Raw genomic sequence first — 17745 nt, 5'->3', positions numbered from 1 at the left:
CTTTAAGCACACAAAAACAGGATGAAGATCACCTTCATCCTGTTTTATTTTGTAATCAAAAGTTAGTTTTACAGCAGGTATAAAACAGCTAGGGTCAAGAGACTTGCTAGAAGCCCAACTCCCCAAAAGAAGAAGTCAACCTTCCACTCACTCCAAGGATTGCCCTTGCCTGAGAATCCTCCAAGTTCAAAATGGTGATGGACAGGCGTCATACGGAAAATACGCTTCCCACCACTAAGTTTGAAGTAGGTGACCTGCATCATAACAGAGCTTGTCTCAAAGACATAGATAATCCCAATCAGCAAAAGGGTCCATTCTTGATGAAGAGCCATAGAAATAGCTGCCAGCATCCCACCAAGAGCCAAACTTCCCACATCTCCCATAAAGACCTTGGCAGGTTTGTGGTTAAAGACGAAGAAGCCTAGCAAACCACCAATCATGGCAAGAATCACAAGAAGAATATCCAGTTGATTTTGCATATAAGCAATCACACCGTAGGCCGATAAGCTAATCACCACGGAAATACTTGCTAAGCCGTCGATCCCGTCCGTCAGATTCACCGCATTTGAAAAGCCAACTAGCCAGAAAAGGGCAAAGAAGATATAGAAAATACCCAGATGTACTTGGTAGCCAAAGACTGAAAGCATGTCGCCACCACGCTCATAAAAGAGGTAGAAAATCACTCCTCCAAGGAGCTGGAGAGCAAGTTTTTGCTTGGGATTTAAGCCTTCGTTGATCTTACGAAAGACCTTGAGAAAATCATCCAAAAAACCTACCAAACCATACAAAACCAAGATAAACAAAATCATGCCTACATTATTGGTCAATTGTTGGGTAAAGAGAGCGACAAGGAAGCTCACAACAACTGCAACGATCAGGAAGACAAGACCTCCCATGGTTGGAGTTCCAGCTTTTGCTTGGTGTTGCTTGACATCCTCGTGCATCTGCTGACCCGTAATCTGTGCTTTTCGATAAAATCGGATAAAGGCTGGAATACCTATCAAGGTCAATAGAAAGGCTAGAACTCCAGCACTAATGGAACTAATCATCTTAATCTCCTAAAGTTATTTTCATTTTTTTAATGTCTTTGAGAGCCGTATTGGCACGGACACTTTGTTTCTTGACCGTTTTGCCACTACCTTCCCACTCGACTTCTATATTTAGCCATTTGGCAAATGTTTGCACATTTTCATCTGTCCAGCCGTACATATCAGGCATTTCTTCGACCTTATCTGACAGGATCAAGATCTGCTGATTGGCTTCCAAATTATCTCCTTCCGAAACCGAGAGTTCCTTGATCTTGGTTCCTGTTCCGATAACAATTGGTTGGACCAGGTTTCGGCGCAATTCTTCTGCGAGGTCACCCGGCGTAAAGTCCTTGGTAGCAGGCATAGCATAGCTTGTCGTCTTGCTGACCTGATCCAAGCTTTTGGCAGTTGACTGAAGATTGAGGGATTCTTTCATAGCAGAAGCTCGCTCAAGGATTGGGTTGGCAAACTCTCCCAGCTGAACGCCTGAATAATGCTCTGGCTGTTGCACCGTCACATAGAGGATAAAGTCAGGATTTTCTGCAGGATGCATCGACACAACAGAGAAGATATAGTTGGTTTCACCTGTCAGGTAGCCCCCATTCTTCTCATCGGCAATCTGAGCTGTCCCTGATTTCAGAGCAACATTTTGCCCCGGAACATTGACATTCGGCTTTCCTGTGCTGTGGTTGTACATGGTACCGTAGACAGGATCTGTTCCGACCATGACCATGTGATCCCGAGTAGAGGATGCTGCCGCTTTTGATACAGGATTTCCGACGATTTCCTTTTGAGACTTACGGACAGACTGATCATTTGGATCATAGAGGGCGCTGATAAATTTCGGCTCCAACATAACTCCATCATTGGCAATGGCTGTAAAGGCACGAAGCATCTGGGTCTGGGTGACAGAGATCCCTTGTCCAAATGAGCTCATGGCAATATTAACAATGTTATCAGCAGGTAATTGACCTGTGTACTCATCTGTCAAACCAAAACGGGTCGGTACCCCAAACTTGAAACGGTTGAGGTAGTCCAGCCAGGTTGCATCTCCCATCTTTTGCTCAAGCAAGGTCATTCCGATATTACTTGAGTGGGCAAACCCTTGAGAGAAGGTCATGGTGCCACCACTAGTCAAACCTTCATTGACGTCCCAGTCTCGAATGGTCGCATCTGCTATTTTCAATTCACTACTGTTAAAGTATTCACCACCAGGGAAGGTATTGTTATCAATAGCTGAGGCCAACATCATCACCTTCATGGTGGACCCTGGCTCGTAGTTACTTTGATAAAGAATATCTCGCCAGACAAAGTCTTTTGTGATGCCATCCTTGGTATCGGCATTGAAGGTCGGACGTTGGGTCGTAGCGAGGATTTCCCCTGTTTTAGCGCTGACCAAGGTAGCCGTCATATACTTGCCTTTTACCTTTTCCTGGAAGGCATCCATCTGGGTTTCCATAAAGGATTGCAAAGGACTAGAAAGGGTTGTGTAAACATCCTTTCCGTCTACCATGTGTTGGGAAGCCTGCTCCGTACCCGGAACAATATTTCCCAGACGATCCTTCTCATAGGTGATAATCCCATCTGTACCCGCCAGAATGCTATTTAAGGAACTCTCCAATCCAGATGTCCCAATCAACCTTTTGGTGCCATCCTCATTTTCATGGAGTTGCGCTAAACCGATAAAGGAAGAAGCAAACTGTCCATTGGGATAACTACGGTTAGGGCTAGTTGTAAAGTCCACTCCCTCAACGCCAGCTGTTTTGAGGTCATTTTTAATGGCCATCATATTGGCATAGGTGATCCCATTTCCCTTAGCTCCAAAAGATACCTGTTTCAGATCTGGTTGAGAAAGCTGTTCTTTGACATAAGACTCCTCCATATCTAGGTATTTATGGAAAATTTCAGCCACCTTATTAAATTGAGAATCCTCTACATAGAGGATTTTACCAGTTGCTGACTTGTAGTTCTTGTCAATAACGGCATAGATATTATAAGAAGTCGCATCCTCTGCAATAGGCGTTCCATTTCGATCATAAATGGTTCCCCGTTTGGCTGGGATGGTCTTGGTTGTTTGGTGAACCTTTTTGGCCTCTTGAACCAAATCCTTACCAAATTTACTACCCGTTCCGATAATGACCGCAAAGTTGACCAAAAAGACAGCGAAGAGTACGACAGCCAATAAACTCAGGCTTTTTCCTACTCTTCGGCGGTTTTCTTCTGGAGATTTGCGATTACGAACGGCATAACGGATGATTTTTTCTTTCCACTGTTTCATATCTTACTCCGCCGCTCGGATATTTTCGTTATTCAGCTGCAAATCCTTAGAGTTTGCAATTTCTTTCAAACGCTCTGAACGAATCAATTCATTGACCTCTTGCTTGGCATCGTCGAGCTCGGTTTTCTTTTCTTCGATTTGAGCATTGACCTTGGTCAATTCATTCTGAACTTGTAATAGCTTGGTTTGCATAAACACAACGCTAATTGCCAGGATAATCATTGTTGCAGCAATCGAAACATAGAAGGCCTTTTCCACACGTGAAAAACCTTTAAACTTCGTTTGCAATAACTGGCTTGTTTTTTCGATTCTTTCTGCCATGTTTTTCCTCTTACTTGTGAATTTTTCTGGCCACGCGCAACTTGGCTGAATGCGAACGGTTGTTGGCTTCTAGCTCTTCGGCACTTGGCAAGATTGGCTTACGGGATACCAATTCCATCTTAGGCTTAAGATCGTCTGGAATGAAGGGCAAGCCTTTCGGAACTTCCACTGTTGACGCTTCCTTAAACAACTGTTTGGTCAAGCGGTCTTCCAGCGAATGGAAAGTAATGACTGAGATTCTACCATCCAGAGCCAGCATATCCATGGCCTGCTGGATAGACTCATCAGCCGCACCAAGCTCGTCATTGACTTCGATTCGGATAGCCTGGAAAATCTGCTTGGCAGGGTGCCCCTTTTTCTTGAGTTCCTTGGCAGGTTTGGCCGACTTGATAATCTCTGCCAACTCCGTCGTTGTCTCAATTGGTTTCACCTCACGCGCCTGCTCAATCTTGCGGGCAATCTGTTTAGAGAATTTATCCTCACCATACTTGAAAAAGATCCGAACCAAGTCATGATAGTCATAATGATTGACCACTTCATAGGCTGTCAGACTAGCATCCTGATTCATCCTCATGTCCAGTGGGGCATCTTTTTTATAAGAAAAACCACGCTCACGCTGATCCAACTGAGGACTGGACACTCCCAAGTCATAACAAATTCCATCAATTTCCTGAACACCAGCTTCGAGCAAACGTGCCTGCAAATGACGGAAGTTATCCTTGATAAAGGTTACCATCCCCTTTTCGATATAGGGTGCCAACCGTTTTTGCGCATTGTCAATGGCATTTTGGTCCTGGTCAAAGGCATAGAGATGCCCTTTTTCGCTCAATTTACTTAATAAATATTCGCTATGGCCTGCTCCACCCAAAGTCGCATCAACGTAGATACCGTCAGGTTTTACGTCAAGCATATCAATCGTTTCATGAAGCAAGACCGTTACATGATGAAATTCTTTTGTCATATCTTATCTATTTTACCACAAATCTGACCAGCTTGCACTTGTCAGACAAGACTAAGTTTCTTCGAAAAAAATTCTCAAAAATATGTCATATATACTTGACACTCCATCTCCAAAAGAATATAATATAGTCAAATATATGCGACATTTCAAAAAGGAGACCCTATGAATCGTGTAAAAGAATTCCGCAAGGAACTGGGCATTTCTCAGCTCGATCTCGCCAAAGATATCGGTGTCTCGAGACAGACCATCAACATGATTGAAAACGACAAGTACAATCCAACCCTGGAACTCTGTCTCAATCTCGCCCGCAGCCTCCAAACTGACCTTAATAGTCTCTTTTGGGAAGACGATTTTTAAAAAAGGAGCAAACAAATGAAAAAAGAAACTCTCACTGAAAAACTGATCAAACGCACATACGGCATTTCTGGTCCCCTTGACGAACACAAACGGCGCGAGGCCGATCGTATCGGGAATCAGGTCTTTATCGTTCTCTTTTATCTCATGATATTTGGCAACCTCATCCCCTTTGTCCTTGCTTACAAATACCCGCAAATTGTCGCTATCGGCTATCCTCTCGTGGTATTTGGCATTTCGATGATGGCTGCCCTCTATGTGGTCTCTCAAACCAAGAAAACGGGCATCACAGCTATTGATCCCGAAATGCTGAGTCAAAATGAAAGTAAACAGCTACATTTTCCGGGTCTAAAAGCCGGTCTGATCTACGGAATGGGCATGTTCTTTGGAATACCGCTTCTGAATGTCCTAACCGATGATAGCAAGGATTATCTTGGTTCTCTTTTAAATGCAGGGCATTTTGTATCAACTATCCTAGCTACCTTCTTCTTCGGATTGACCATACAAATTATCGTCTCTCTTCGCATTCGAAAAGCCAAGAAAGACCAAGAAGACGACTAGGGGGTGCCTTATGAAATCACTAGCTAGACTACTGATCAGTCATGTTTTTATCAGTATCTTTGTTACCTTTTTCCTACTTTCTGGACATATTGAGCATCCTTTCTTGATTATCTTTCTTTTATTTCTTCCTGTATTGAACAAGGGACAGAGATTCCAGAAAATCCAATCAAAAAAAATACGTCTTCTAAACGCATCTCTCTGTTTTATCCTCGTATCCTTTCCACAACTTTTAACAAATCCTATGGATTGGAGATACCTGGTATTTCTAATAATCTGTATCATTTTTAGTTTGGTTTACTTCTATACTCTCTATCAACTCTTTAAAGAAGTCAATCAAAAATCGCTCATTTAGGAGGTTACTCCCATGAAAAAAGAAGATTTCACCACTCGCTTACTCAAATTATTCTTTCACATACAAGGCCCCTTTGATGAATGCCGCCAAGAGATAATCTACAAGGCAGGTGCCCGTGCCTTGATCCAAATCGTTTACTCCTCTCTCCTACTCTTCCTGTTCTATCTCCTATTTGGACGCTTCATAGAGTTGGTTCGAGATGCCATGCCCTACCTCTATTTTGGACTTATCTTCGTCCTCGCATCTAGGGCGAGACTAGCAGTTCGCAACTTACATTTAGACAAGGATGACCCGTCCGAAATCCATCACAAAAGCTATAGCAAAAGCCAGATCAACCTTCGTAGTTGGGGTGTATTCATCAGTATTCCAATTGGCTTGTTTGTCTTATCAGCCTTTCACAAACTCTTTGTTCAGCATCTTCCTCTCGACACATTTTGGGACAATCTCTCCCAGTTCGATAAAACGCTCCCTTTACTAGTCTTAGGTTTGGGAATTGGTGCCATCTTTGGAACCATGACCTATGCCTTTTTATCGGAACACGAGATGAAACACTCTGAATCAGGAATGCATAAGGAGAATATAGAAAAATGACCAGTATATATGATTTTTCTGTTTTGAACCAAAATAATCAAGCAACTCCCCTGGATAGCTATCGTGGCAAAGTTCTCTTGATTGTCAACACTGCTACTGGATGTGGTTTAACGCCCCAGTACCAAGGGCTCCAAGACCTCTATGAACGCTATCAAGATCAGGGCTTTGAAATCTTAGATTTCCCTTGCAATCAGTTCATGGGACAAGCACCTGGCAGCGCAGAAGAAATCAATAGCTTCTGCAACCTACACTATCAGACAACTTTCCCTCGTTTTGCCAAGGTCAAGGTCAACGGCAAGGAGGCAGATCCTCTTTATGTTTGGCTAAAAGACCAGAAAGCTGGCCCGCTAGGAAAACGAATCGAATGGAATTTTGCTAAGTTTCTCATTGGTCGAGATGGGCAAGTCCTTGAGCGCTTCTCTTCCAAAACAGACCCCCAAACCATCCAAGATTCTCTCCAAAAAATATTCTAATTTCTTTTTAAAACGTATCCTTTCATTTAGTTTGAGCCATGAAAGGATGCATTTTTTCTTTAAAAAGTAACTGATTTTCTTTAATTTATATTTATTTTTTTGCTTTTTGCTATTGCAATTCTTTCATTAATTTAGTATATTTGTTATATTAAAAGTTTTCAGTCATTTTAAGGGAGAAATGACCTTTTAAATTTTTTTATCTTAAAATGAAAGCGCTTTATAAACAGGAGGTAAGGTGGCTTACAAATTATCAGAGAGTTTTTCATTAAATCAAGTTGTAACCAAGTCAGACTTGGGCTTGGGCAGTAGCTGACTGCCTTTCTAAAAACTAGGAGTATATTATGAATCGATACCTTTTTGAAAAAGGGCAAACATTTAGCATTCGGAAGTTGACTGTAGGTGTGGCCTCTGTTATCGTGGGACTGGCATTTTTTGCTTCTGGAACCGTTCGTGCAGACGAAACGTCTCCTGCCACGCCATCCAATTTAGATCAGCAAATGAAACAAGTAGCAGATATAGAAGAGACCAAGGCTGAACCAGTCAAAGAAGAAGGCCGTGTAGAAGCTGAAAAACAAGAAAGACCTGCTGCCGATACCAACAGTGCTGACTTGCTCCCTGAAGACATTCAGGACCGCGCCTATCCCGACACACCTGTCAAAGAACTCGATACGACTACTATCGTTGACCAGAAAGCTAGTCCAAAGGTAGAAACTAAGAGCATTCTAAAGAACAAGGAAGAAGCTCCAAAAGAAGCTGAGAACGGAAACCGTGCTATTATTAACGGTGGACAAGACCTCAAACACATCAACTACGAGGGACAACCTGCAACTGCTGCCACTATGGTTTACAGCACTTACAATGCAGGAGAGCAACGCTACCTCGTTTCAGGATCTGGTATCTTTGTTGCACCTAATTTGATTCTTACCGTTGCACATAACTTCCTAGAAGCCAATAAAGAAACTGGCGAGGGTCACATTCGTGGTGGAAAATCTGCCCAGTTCTACTATAACGTTGGTTCAAACAGCGAAAAGAAAAACTCACTGCCATCTTCCGGAACTACGGTTTTATTCAGAGAAAAGGACATCCATTTCTGGAACAAGAAAGAGTTTGGAAAAGGCTATAAGAACGACCTTGCTCTTGTAGAAGCTCCTATTCCTCTTCCGATTGCTAGTCCAAACAAAGCAGCAACCTTTGCGCCTTTAGCGGATCACAAGACGCATCAGCCGGGAGAAGCCATTAGTACGATTGGCTACCCAACAGACTCGAGCTCAAAAGAGTTAAAACAGCCTATCCTAGCTGGCCAACTTTACAAGGCAGATGGGACTATTCGATCTGTTGAGTCCTATGATGATAAGGGAACGACCGGTATCACCTACCAAACCACTTCTGTATCTGGTTTGTCTGGTGGTGGGATTGTAGATAGCCAAGGAAAAGTTCTCGGTGTTCACCAACACGGAACCGTTGACAATGGTGTTCCTGAAAAGGATCGCTTTGGTGGCGGACTCGTCCTTTCACCTGAACAACTGAAATGGGTTAAGGACATGATTGCCAAATATGGTGTGAAAGGCTGGTACCAAGGAGACAACGGAAATCGTTACTACTTTACTGATGAGGGGCGTATGCTTCGGAACGAAACAGCTGTTATCGGAAGCAACGAATATTCCTTCAACCAAGATGGGATTGCTACCTTGACCAAGGGAGTTGAATACGGACGTGTGGTTATCCAACACGAAGACGAAGAAGGAAATCCTGTCAAAGATAATGATACTTTTATCGAGCAGACAAGTGTCGGAGCAGAGTTCAACTATAACTTTAAGTCAGAAATCGAGAAGACGGACTTCTACCAGAAAAATAAAGACAAATACGAAATTGTATCAATCGATAAATCACCTGTTAATAAACAGCTAAAAGATGCTTGGGCTGAAGATCACAATGTTGTCAGCAAAGCGCCTGCCGGTACCCGTGTCATCAAAGTGGTCTATAAAGTCAACAAAGGCTCTTTCAAAGTTTACTACCGTCAAAAAGGAACAAGTACTGAACTAGCTGAGGCGACAGTTGATAACAATGACGGCCAAGAGTATGAGGTTTCCTTTGTCAACACCTTCCATGCAAAAGACATTGCTGGCTACCGTCCAGTAAAAGCTAGCTTGGAAGCAAGGATCCAGCAAAAAGGGGTGAATGAAGTCATCTTTGAATACGAGCCAGTCGCTGATACAGCTAATCCAACGACTCCGACTCCTCCATCCGCTCATCCAGAAGATAAGGAAACTGAGATTGGCAACCACGGACCTCTTCCAAGCAAGGCTCAACTTGATTACCACAAGGAAGAATTGGCAGCCTTCATCCACTACGGAATGAACACTTATACCAATTCTGAATGGGGAAATGGGAAAGAAGACCCTCGATACTTCAATCCAACCAACTTGGATACAGACCAATGGATTCGCACCCTGAAGGAAACTGGCTTCAAACGAACCATTATGGTTGTTAAACACCACGACGGTTTCGTTGCTTACCCTTCTAAGTATACGGATCATACTGTAGCTGCCAGCCCATGGAAAGATGGAAAGGGTGACCTTCTCGAAGAAGTTTCCAAGTCTGCCAGCAAGTACGACATGAATATGGGTGTTTACCTATCACCATGGGATGCCAACCATCCTAAATACCATGTCGCAACCGAAAAGGAATACAACCAATACTATCTCAACCAGCTGAAAGAAATCCTTGGAAATCCAAAATACGGTAATAAAGGGAAATTTATCGAGGTTTGGATGGACGGTGCGCGTGGTAGCGGTGCCCAAAAAGTAACCTATACTTTTGATGAGTGGTTCAAATATATCAAAAAAGCTGAAGGAGATATCGCCATCTTCTCTGCTCAACCGACAAGCGTTCGCTGGATCGGAAATGAACGGGGTATCGCTGGTGACCCTGTCTGGCATAAAGTCAAGAGAGCCAACATCACAGACGATGTGAAAAACGAATACCTCAACCATGGTGACCCAGATGGTGATATGTATTCTGTAGGGGAAGCCGACGTTTCGATCCGTTCTGGCTGGTTCTACCATGACAATCAACAGCCGAAATCACTCAAAGAGTTGATGGATATCTACTTCAAGTCTGTTGGTCGTGGAACCCCTCTCCTTCTCAACATTCCACCAAACAAAGAAGGAAAATTCGCAGATGCGGATGTGGCTCGCTTGAAGGAATTCAAAGCAACCCTAGACCAAATGTATGCGACTGACTTTGCCAAAGGTGCCACTGTAACAGCAAGTTCTACTCGTCAGAACCACCTCTACAAGGAAAGTCACCTGACTGACGGTAAAGATGATACTAGTTGGGCGCTCTCAAATGATGCCACAACTGGTAGTTTCACAGTCGATTTAGGACAAAAGAGACGCTTTGACGTTGTCGAACTTAAGGAAGACATTGCCAAAGGTCAACGTATCTCTGGTTTCAAGATTGAAGTTGAAATCAACGGACGTTGGGTGACTTACGGGGAAGGTTCAACTGTTGGTTACCGTCGCTTGATTCAAGGGAAACCTGTAGAGGCACAAAAAATTCGTGTGACCATCACAGGAGCACAAGCTACACCAATCTTGAACAACTTCTCTGTCTACAAAACGCCAAGTAGTATCGAAAAGACAGACGGCTACCCTCTTGGACTTGAATACCACTCAAATACAACAGCAGATACAGCCGGTACAACTTGGTACAATGAATCTGAAGGTGTTCGTGGCACTTCTATGTGGACCAATCAAAAAGATGCCAAAGTCAGCTATACCTTCACAGGAACCAAGGCTTATGTCGTCTCTACAGTCGACCCAGGTCATGGAGAAATGTCCGTCTACGTTGATGGCCAAAAAGTTGCGGATGTGCAAACTAAGAATGCTAGCCGTAAACGCAGCCAAAAAGTCTTTGAGACAGGTGATTTAGCACCAGGCCAACACACTATTACTCTTGTAAATAAAACAGGCGAACCAATTGCTACAGAAGGGATCTACACCCTAAACAATGATAGCAAGGGAATGTTTGAACTCGAATCTACCAACTACGAAGTCGAAAAAGGAAAACCAGTCACTGTTAAGATTAAACGTGTTGGTGGAAGCAAGGGGGCTGCTACTGTTCGCTTCATCACAGAACCTGGAACTGGGGTTCACGGTAAAGTTTACCAAGATACAACTCAAGATGTGACTTTTGAAGATGGAGAAACAGAAAAGACTGTGACCATCCCAACGATTGACTTTACAGAACAAGCCGACTCTATCTTTGACTTTAAAGCCAAGCTCACTTCTGTTTCTGATGGTGCCTTGCTCGGTTTTGCTACCGATGCAACCATCCAAGTGATGAAAGCCGAATTGCTGATCAAGGATCAAACAAGCTATGATGACCAAGCTAGTCAGTTGGATTACAGTCCTGGCTGGAACCATGAAACTAATTCCGCAGATAAATACCAAAAGACGGAGTCTTGGGCTTCCTTTGGTCGCTTAACTGATGAACAAAAGAAAAAGACAACCGTAACAGCTTACTTCTACGGTACTGGACTTGATATCAAGGGCTATGTTGATCCAAATCATGGTATCTACAAGGTATTCCTCGACGGCAAAGAAGTTCCTTACCAAGAGGGTATGGGAAATGCGTCGACTATTGATGGTAAGAAATACTTTAGCGGTCACGCTGCCCAACGCCAAGGCAATCAAACTCTGGTTAGCCTAAAAGGTCTGGACGAAAACTTGCACGCAGTCACCCTTCAACTCGATCCTGATCGAAACGATTTGTCTCGAAATATCGGTATCCAGGTAGACCAATTCATCACTCGTGGCGAAGGTAGTGAACTCTACAGCAAGTCCGATATCATCCAGTCTATCTCTAAATGGAAAGATGATCTGTCAAACTTTGATCCAGCAGGTTTGAAAAATACGGCTACTGCACGCCAAGCTTTCCAAGCAAATCTAGAAAAATTGAGAAACCAACTCAGTACCGAAGCTGTGGATGTTCAAGAAGTCATGTTGACTGTCAGCGCCTTACAAGATATCCTATCCAAGGACGAGAACTATCAAAGAGGCCAAGAGGAACCTAGTCCAGAGCAACCTGAGCAGCCTGAAGAACCTTCTAAACCTGAACAACCTGAACAACCAGCTGAACCAAAACAACCGGAAATTGAATATGATAAAGCCATGGCTAGCTTGACTGAAGCTATCGAGAAAAAAGTCAGTGAGCTTGGTTCTAACAATGAAGCCAAGAAGAAATTAGTTGAAATTGCAGATCAAGCCATTGCTGCGATCCAAGAAGCTAAGACTCAGGAAGCAGTCAACAAAGCACTAGAAACTGCTCTCGAACAAATCAGCAAGCTCGAAGCAACCGAACCTGAAAAACCAGCGCAACCGGAAAAACCGGCGCAACCAGAAACTCCTGTTCAACCGGAAAAACCTGCTCAGCCTGAGAAACCAGTTCAGCCTGAGAAACCTGCTCAACCGGAAACTCCAGCGCAACCGGAAACTCCAGCTCAGCCTGAACAACCAGCTCAACCGGAAAAACCGGCACAACCGGAAACTCCGACTCAACCGGAAACTCCAGCGCAACCGGAGAAACCAATCCAACCGGAAAAACCAACTCAACCGGAAACTCCGACTCAACCGGAAAAACCAGTTCAGCCTGAGAAACCGGCGCAACCGGAAAAACCAGCGCAACCTGAGAAACCGGCACAACCGGAAACTCCAGCGCAACCTGAGAAACCAATTCAACCGGAAAAACCGGCGCAACCGGAAAAACCAGCGCAACCGGAAACTCCAGCTCAACCAGAAAAACCAATTACTTCTTCAAGTCCTGAAGAAGGAGTAAAGGATCTTGTCTTTACACTTCCAAGTTTGGAAATTGTCAATAAACCAGTACCGTTCAAGACTATCCGTCGCGAAAATGCCCAATTAGACAAAGGAAAAGAGCAAGTTCTATCAGAAGGTAAGGACGGTAGCCTAGTCGAATATGTTGAAGTAGACGGTGACAATCGCAAGGTTGTTCAAACGGAAACAACTCCGGCTCAGGATCGAGTGATTGAGGTGGGTACTAAACAAAGCTCAGTAGGAACAGAGGCGCCACCTGTTGTGACCCTTCCTGAGTATGTTTTCCCAAGAGAGACCGAAAAACCTGCTCCAGTCGTAACAGACAATTCACCAGCAAAAGATGAGAAAGCTCCTGTTGCAACTACAGTCAAACAAGAAAAGGAAAAACAACTCCCAGCAACTGGGGAACAAGAAGCGAATGCCTTCCTCTTCTTGGCAGCTATTACTTCTATCTTGTCTCTCCTTATCTTCCAAAAGAATTTCAAAGACTAATAAAAATCTTTGATTGATTCTTTTCCATTATTTCAGTTCCCCCGTAGAGAAGACCATTTGGTCTTCTCTTTTTCTATCTCTAGAAAATAAAAAACATCCATAAATTTATATGGATGTTTTGGTATGAATCTATAAAGTAAAATGATTATTGAGAATAGGTTTTCTCAAATCCAACTACGATTTCAAATAAACGCTCATCAAAAAAAGAGAGTACCCCTTGCCTTATCTCATCAGAACATCCATCATAAGTTTCTGCAAGAACTCCACAGATATAGGATGATGTTTCGAATTCCAATACCATGAGATTTTCTGATGCTCACAAGCAATCTCCCCTAGATCAGACTTCCCTCTCCCACATCTAGATCTACTGACTACTATTTTTGAGTCCAGCGTATGCATAGGTTCGATTTCTGGGACACTCTTTTTCCGTCACCACCCTAAAATAAAAGCGATGCTCCCGCCCATCCTTGGCATTTTCCTTGTTTAAGACAAAGTAGTTCTTCTGATTCATAGCCATGGTGCGTAGTATATCATCGATCAAAAAAGTCAAGGGAACATTCATAGCAGAGTATTTTTGAAAATCCTCTTCAAAGCGGATATAACTATCTGAAAAATAATCCATCTGCAGTTTGTTTTCGTACAAGTCTTTTCTAGTCATACACTCCCTCCTCCCACAGTCGAATTTCGAGGACATCTACTACCTCTACCAGCCTATAGCCCTCATTGGTCCTAATAGATAGAGTTTGAGGTGATAATTCGCTTACCTCACCAATGATCGTGGTTTTCTGCTTCTTTTCCTTGACTACAAAGTATCCCTTTAGTTGCCCGACATAAAGCTGCGAAAGCAAGAGCAACTTCTCAACGGAATTCAAACTCGTCGAAAAAGCAACCCGATTTTTCTCTTCACCAAGTGAACTAGTATGCTCTGAGAGGAAAAAGCCCATCCACTTCTGCATCCCTGAATCTTGATAGTCACGCGCAGATTGAAAGGGTAAATAAGAACGATCAATCATTTTAAACCATCTAATCCTCCAGCAGAATGCCCCCCAATCAGCTTGCTTCTGGCAAGACTCCTAGAGGCTTCTTCCAGTGCATTGGCCTTTAAAAGGGAGGTAAAACCAAATTGTTCCCGAATGGAGTCAATGGCAGTCTGGAGCCTTTCTTCTTTTTCTAACTTGTCAACATCATCAAAGAGGGAGATCAAGCCAAAGGACTCGTCTACAAATCCTGAATAGTTGACTCCGACACTTCTGACCGCTCCAGAAGTATATTTATTATGAAATAGCTTCAAAACATAATCCGTTAAGACAGCTGTATTATTAGTCGGTTCGACCTTCATTTGTGTGTGAATAGACGGCCTAATCTCCTGTTTAGAGAAACCGACATAGATAGAGACAAGGGTTGTTTTCTTTCCCGCCCTTCTCAGCCTAATAGCCACCTGCTCCGCCATTTCTCGGAGAATAATTTCAATATCCCGTAGCTTCACGTAGTCTCTCGGCAAGATTTGAGAATTTCCCAATCCTTGGTACTTGGCTTTATAGGGCTTATGAACATTACTCTCATCAATCCCGTTAGCATGAAACCACAAACGCAGGCCAGCCTGCCCCAGAGCTTTCTTTAGCTGGTCTGGATTACTGGTGGCCAATTCCTTGATAGAAAAAATCCCCAGAGCATGCAAGCGTTTCTCCATCCGTCTACCAATCCCCCAAAAGTCAGTCATCTTGGGAATGGCCCAAACCTTCTCTTCCACGTCTTGGTAAGACCAGTTAGCCCTCATGGTTGGGGTGTGCTTGGCCTCATTATCCAGTGCCAACTTGGCCAGTAAGGGATTGGCATTGGACATGCCCACTGTAGAGTAGATCCCTGTCTGCCTCCAAATATCCCTCTGAATACGAGCAGAAAGCAGATCCAACTTGTCTTTGCGAGAAATCTGCCTGTCTGGGATGAAATAGTTGAGCGAACTAGTCAGGTCAATAAAGCCCTCATCGATAGAGTAGGGATAAATATCATCTGGACTACCGTAGTTTTGAAAGATTCGTTGGATTTCCATATTGACTGCTATGTATTCATCCATCCTAGGTGGTACAATCAAAGTCACTTGGGCCCAATCTTCGATGTAGCGAACATAGTCTGAGTCAGTAGGCAAGCCTTGCTTTCGAGCATTGTAATAAGAAAATTTGCGCGTTTTGATATCAAAAGGCAGATCATAGGCCCGACCAACATTGGACTTGCCAAAAATCTTCTTAAACATGGGGGAGGAGGCTAGGATAAGGCCAGTTGAATTATCCGCGCGACTCATGACACAAAGCGAGGTCTTTAGCGGATGCAACCCCCGTTTCACACACTCAACACTGGCATAAAAAGATTTCATATCGACAAAGGCAATATCACTTTTGGGCTCTCTGGAATAATCAAAGTAGCCCATAGGCTAACCCTCCATCGGCACAAAATTCCCAACGATAATCCCTACAATCCGAGGATCTTCCTCATAGGAGATGAAAATATCCTTGTATTTAGGATTGATAGAAACCAGACGCAAACCATCTTCCTCCCGATAGACCCGTTTAATATAGGTCTGGTTGTTACAAACTACTGCATAAACTGCCCCATCATAGTCAAATCCTGTTTCCCGAATCAGAGCCACTGAACCATTTTGATATTTAGGTTCCATAGAGTCCCCAGATACCCAAGATGCAAAATCATGGGCCAACTCCTCGTTAAAGTAGACCGTATCAAAATTCCAATCATCATAGACCGAAGCCCCGATCCCTGCTGACATGCGTTCATAGACACGGTACTCGTAGAGGCGCTCTGGCATGGTCATCACTTTCTGGGCTTGTTCCTCTTGAGCTAGGTTGCGAGCATAGAGCACAATCTTTTCCTTCCCTTGTTTGGAGAGACTATTGTAGAGACGGACAATCTCTATCTGGGTGAAATAACCTTTTGCGACTTTTAAAATCTTCTCTAGCTGAGCAACCTTCTCCCTGGATGGTTCCTTGACCCCACGTTCCCAAGCCGAATAAGCCTGAAAACTAATCCCAAGTTGCTCTGCAATCTCTTTTTGTGTCAGTTTTAGCTCTTTTCTCCGAGCCTTGAGTTTTTCTGGTTGGTACATACTTCACCTCCTAGTGTGATGCTTTATTGAGAATATATCCCTTAGAAAGATAAATCGACGGTTGAACTTACACTTTCGAAACTCAACCAATTTAGTTTAGTTTTATTATATAAAAAAAGTGAACAATTGTCCACTAGGAAAATCAAGTTTAAACAGCACCACTTATCTATTCTGAACAAAAAAACATCCAAGAAAACATTCTTGAATGTCTGGAAAGATTGATAACTCCCAGATAATTAATGTTTAGAGAACTGGCTAGCTTTACGAGCTTTCTTAGGACCTGGTTTGAACAGAGTTAGTTTTAATAAATTTCAAACCCCTTTAAAATCAGCGTTTTCCCTTGTTTACAGAAAGCATATTTTCATATAATTTCAACTAATTTGATTCGAATGGTGTGAATTTTACCCCCAAAATACATGAATTGAGCTACTAAATACCAAAATTCACACCATTATTGTTTAAGTGATTTTCTAACAGTCACTTGCTTTTTGTATCAACGATTTTCTACAAAATCTAAAATATCTTCATAGGTTAATAAGGAAACAATCTGTTCAACAGTTAAATGAAATGTTTTTTATTTTTGATATACAATAAATTATGTTTTATAAACATCATATCGCCTTTATGGTTATGGGGATTACTTTGTCAGGGATTTTAATCTCATTTGAAAGAACTTTTCTACACGATAAAAATATTATAGGTTATCTTGTATATTTGAGATATTGACAATTTTGGTTAGTTAATGTTAAAATATAATTACCGACAACAGTGTCGGTAAGGAGGAGAAAATGAAAAGAGAAAGGCTATCAGCAACTGAAAGAAAATTAGAAATACAGAATATTGCATTGGAAGTTTTTTCAATAAAGGGATATAAAAACACAAGTATGCATGATTTAGTACAAGCTACCGGACTATCCGCAGGAGGATTGTATCATCATTATAAAAGTACATCTGAAATTCTTTACGACATGATGATCCGAGGTTGTAAATATAGGGAAGATATTATTAAAAAAAAGATAGCTGAAATTCCAAACCCTTTAGGTATAGAGGTATTAGCTGAACTAATGGTTGATAAGGCGCTTTCCAACAATATATTTGTTCCAATATATGTCATGTTCTTGCAGTCGATGCAGGAAGATGAAACCTTACAACAACTTTATCAAGATATAAGAGATAGTAATATAAGGGATTTTGAGCAATTGTTAGAGGAAAACGGAGGTTTGAAGATTTCTAAAGAATCTTGGAATTTACTCAATGATTTGATTAATACTTTCATCTTAGGTTGTGAGACATTGGGTATCAGAGAACATTTAATTTCACAACGTCACATTCTTAAAAAAATGGTCATTGACGTTCTAATAGAAAACGAAGAAGAGGTGTAA

Annotated in this window: 16 protein-coding genes; 7 read left to right on the top strand and 9 right to left on the bottom strand. The window is 42.5% G+C overall.

Annotated elements, in window-relative coordinates:
• Positions 1 to 68: 68 nt before the first annotated feature.
• From mraY to rsmH, 4 genes are read right to left on the bottom strand one after another with little or no spacing between them, the layout of a single operon-like run.
• Entirely contained in the window at positions 69 to 1049 is a 981-nt protein-coding gene (gene mraY, locus SNAG_RS01870; RefSeq protein WP_070657091.1) for a phospho-N-acetylmuramoyl-pentapeptide-transferase, read from the bottom strand.
• Position 1050: 1 nt separating this feature from the next.
• Positions 1051 to 3306, bottom strand: coding sequence for a penicillin-binding protein PBP2X (pbp2x, locus tag SNAG_RS01865; RefSeq protein WP_096406055.1), 2256 nt, complete (start codon positions 3304 to 3306; stop codon positions 1051 to 1053).
• A gap of 3 nt (positions 3307 to 3309) precedes the next feature.
• A complete protein-coding gene (ftsL, locus tag SNAG_RS01860) occupies positions 3310 to 3627 on the bottom strand; it encodes a cell division protein FtsL (RefSeq protein ID WP_000840795.1) in 318 nt (105 codons plus the stop codon).
• A gap of 10 nt (positions 3628 to 3637) precedes the next feature.
• The gene (rsmH, locus tag SNAG_RS01855; RefSeq protein WP_000159383.1) at positions 3638 to 4588 is read right to left on the bottom strand and encodes a 16S rRNA (cytosine(1402)-N(4))-methyltransferase RsmH; all 951 of its coding nucleotides are present in this window, start codon (positions 4586 to 4588) and stop codon (positions 3638 to 3640) included.
• Between the two features lie 162 nt (positions 4589 to 4750).
• On the opposite strand from rsmH, the gene SNAG_RS01850 reads away from it, so the two are divergent.
• From SNAG_RS01850 to SNAG_RS01825, 6 genes are all read left to right on the top strand, one after another.
• Positions 4751 to 4945 carry a helix-turn-helix transcriptional regulator gene (locus SNAG_RS01850; RefSeq protein WP_001082467.1) on the top strand — a complete coding sequence of 65 codons (195 nt, stop codon included), beginning with the start codon at positions 4751 to 4753 and terminating at the stop codon, positions 4943 to 4945.
• Between the two features lie 15 nt (positions 4946 to 4960).
• A complete protein-coding gene (locus tag SNAG_RS01845; protein WP_096406052.1) occupies positions 4961 to 5503 on the top strand; it encodes a DUF3278 domain-containing protein in 543 nt (180 codons plus the stop codon).
• Between the two features lie 10 nt (positions 5504 to 5513).
• The gene (locus tag SNAG_RS01840; protein ID WP_000838131.1) at positions 5514 to 5855 is read left to right on the top strand and encodes a hypothetical protein; all 342 of its coding nucleotides are present in this window, start codon (positions 5514 to 5516) and stop codon (positions 5853 to 5855) included.
• 12 nt (positions 5856 to 5867) lie between these two features.
• Positions 5868 to 6446 carry a DUF3278 domain-containing protein gene (locus SNAG_RS01835; RefSeq protein WP_096406050.1) on the top strand — a complete coding sequence of 193 codons (579 nt, stop codon included), beginning with the start codon at positions 5868 to 5870 and terminating at the stop codon, positions 6444 to 6446.
• The gene (locus SNAG_RS01830) at positions 6443 to 6919 is read left to right on the top strand and encodes a glutathione peroxidase (RefSeq protein WP_000200908.1); all 477 of its coding nucleotides are present in this window, start codon (positions 6443 to 6445) and stop codon (positions 6917 to 6919) included. Before SNAG_RS01835 ends, SNAG_RS01830 begins: the two co-directional genes overlap by 4 nt.
• 341 nt (positions 6920 to 7260) lie before the next feature.
• Positions 7261 to 13248, top strand: a complete 5988-nt coding sequence (locus tag SNAG_RS01825; protein WP_096406046.1) for an alpha-L-fucosidase — start codon at positions 7261 to 7263, stop codon at positions 13246 to 13248.
• A gap of 145 nt (positions 13249 to 13393) precedes the next feature.
• Here the strand turns inward: SNAG_RS01825 and SNAG_RS09870 are convergent, their stop codons facing one another.
• The 5 genes from SNAG_RS09870 to SNAG_RS01800 all read right to left on the bottom strand — a co-directional run bounded on the left by SNAG_RS09870 (position 13394) and on the right by SNAG_RS01800 (position 16363).
• Positions 13394 to 13549 carry an ADP-ribosylation/crystallin J1 gene (locus tag SNAG_RS09870; protein ID WP_096406043.1) on the bottom strand — a complete coding sequence of 52 codons (156 nt, stop codon included), beginning with the start codon at positions 13547 to 13549 and terminating at the stop codon, positions 13394 to 13396.
• A gap of 63 nt (positions 13550 to 13612) precedes the next feature.
• Positions 13613 to 13906: a DUF5960 family protein gene (locus SNAG_RS01815; protein WP_000196987.1), complete on the bottom strand. Its 294-nt coding sequence runs from the start codon at positions 13904 to 13906 to the stop codon at positions 13613 to 13615.
• On the bottom strand, positions 13899 to 14261 hold the full coding sequence (locus tag SNAG_RS01810; RefSeq protein ID WP_096406040.1) for a hypothetical protein: 363 nt from the start codon (positions 14259 to 14261) through the stop codon (positions 13899 to 13901). Before SNAG_RS01810 ends, SNAG_RS01815 begins: the two co-directional genes overlap by 8 nt.
• On the bottom strand, positions 14258 to 15673 hold the full coding sequence (locus SNAG_RS01805; RefSeq protein WP_096406038.1) for a Y-family DNA polymerase: 1416 nt from the start codon (positions 15671 to 15673) through the stop codon (positions 14258 to 14260). The genes SNAG_RS01810 and SNAG_RS01805 overlap by 4 nt, the downstream gene beginning before the upstream one ends.
• A gap of 3 nt (positions 15674 to 15676) precedes the next feature.
• Positions 15677 to 16363 carry an XRE family transcriptional regulator gene (locus SNAG_RS01800; RefSeq protein WP_096406034.1) on the bottom strand — a complete coding sequence of 229 codons (687 nt, stop codon included), beginning with the start codon at positions 16361 to 16363 and terminating at the stop codon, positions 15677 to 15679.
• 788 nt (positions 16364 to 17151) lie between these two features.
• Here SNAG_RS01800 and SNAG_RS01795 point away from each other — a divergent pair.
• On the top strand, positions 17152 to 17745 hold the full coding sequence (locus SNAG_RS01795; protein ID WP_096406032.1) for a TetR/AcrR family transcriptional regulator: 594 nt from the start codon (positions 17152 to 17154) through the stop codon (positions 17743 to 17745).

The sequence above is a fragment of the Streptococcus sp. NPS 308 genome, assembly GCF_002355895.1.
GTDB lineage: Bacteria > Bacillota > Bacilli > Lactobacillales > Streptococcaceae > Streptococcus.
This window is presented reverse-complemented; position numbering and strand designations above follow the sequence as displayed.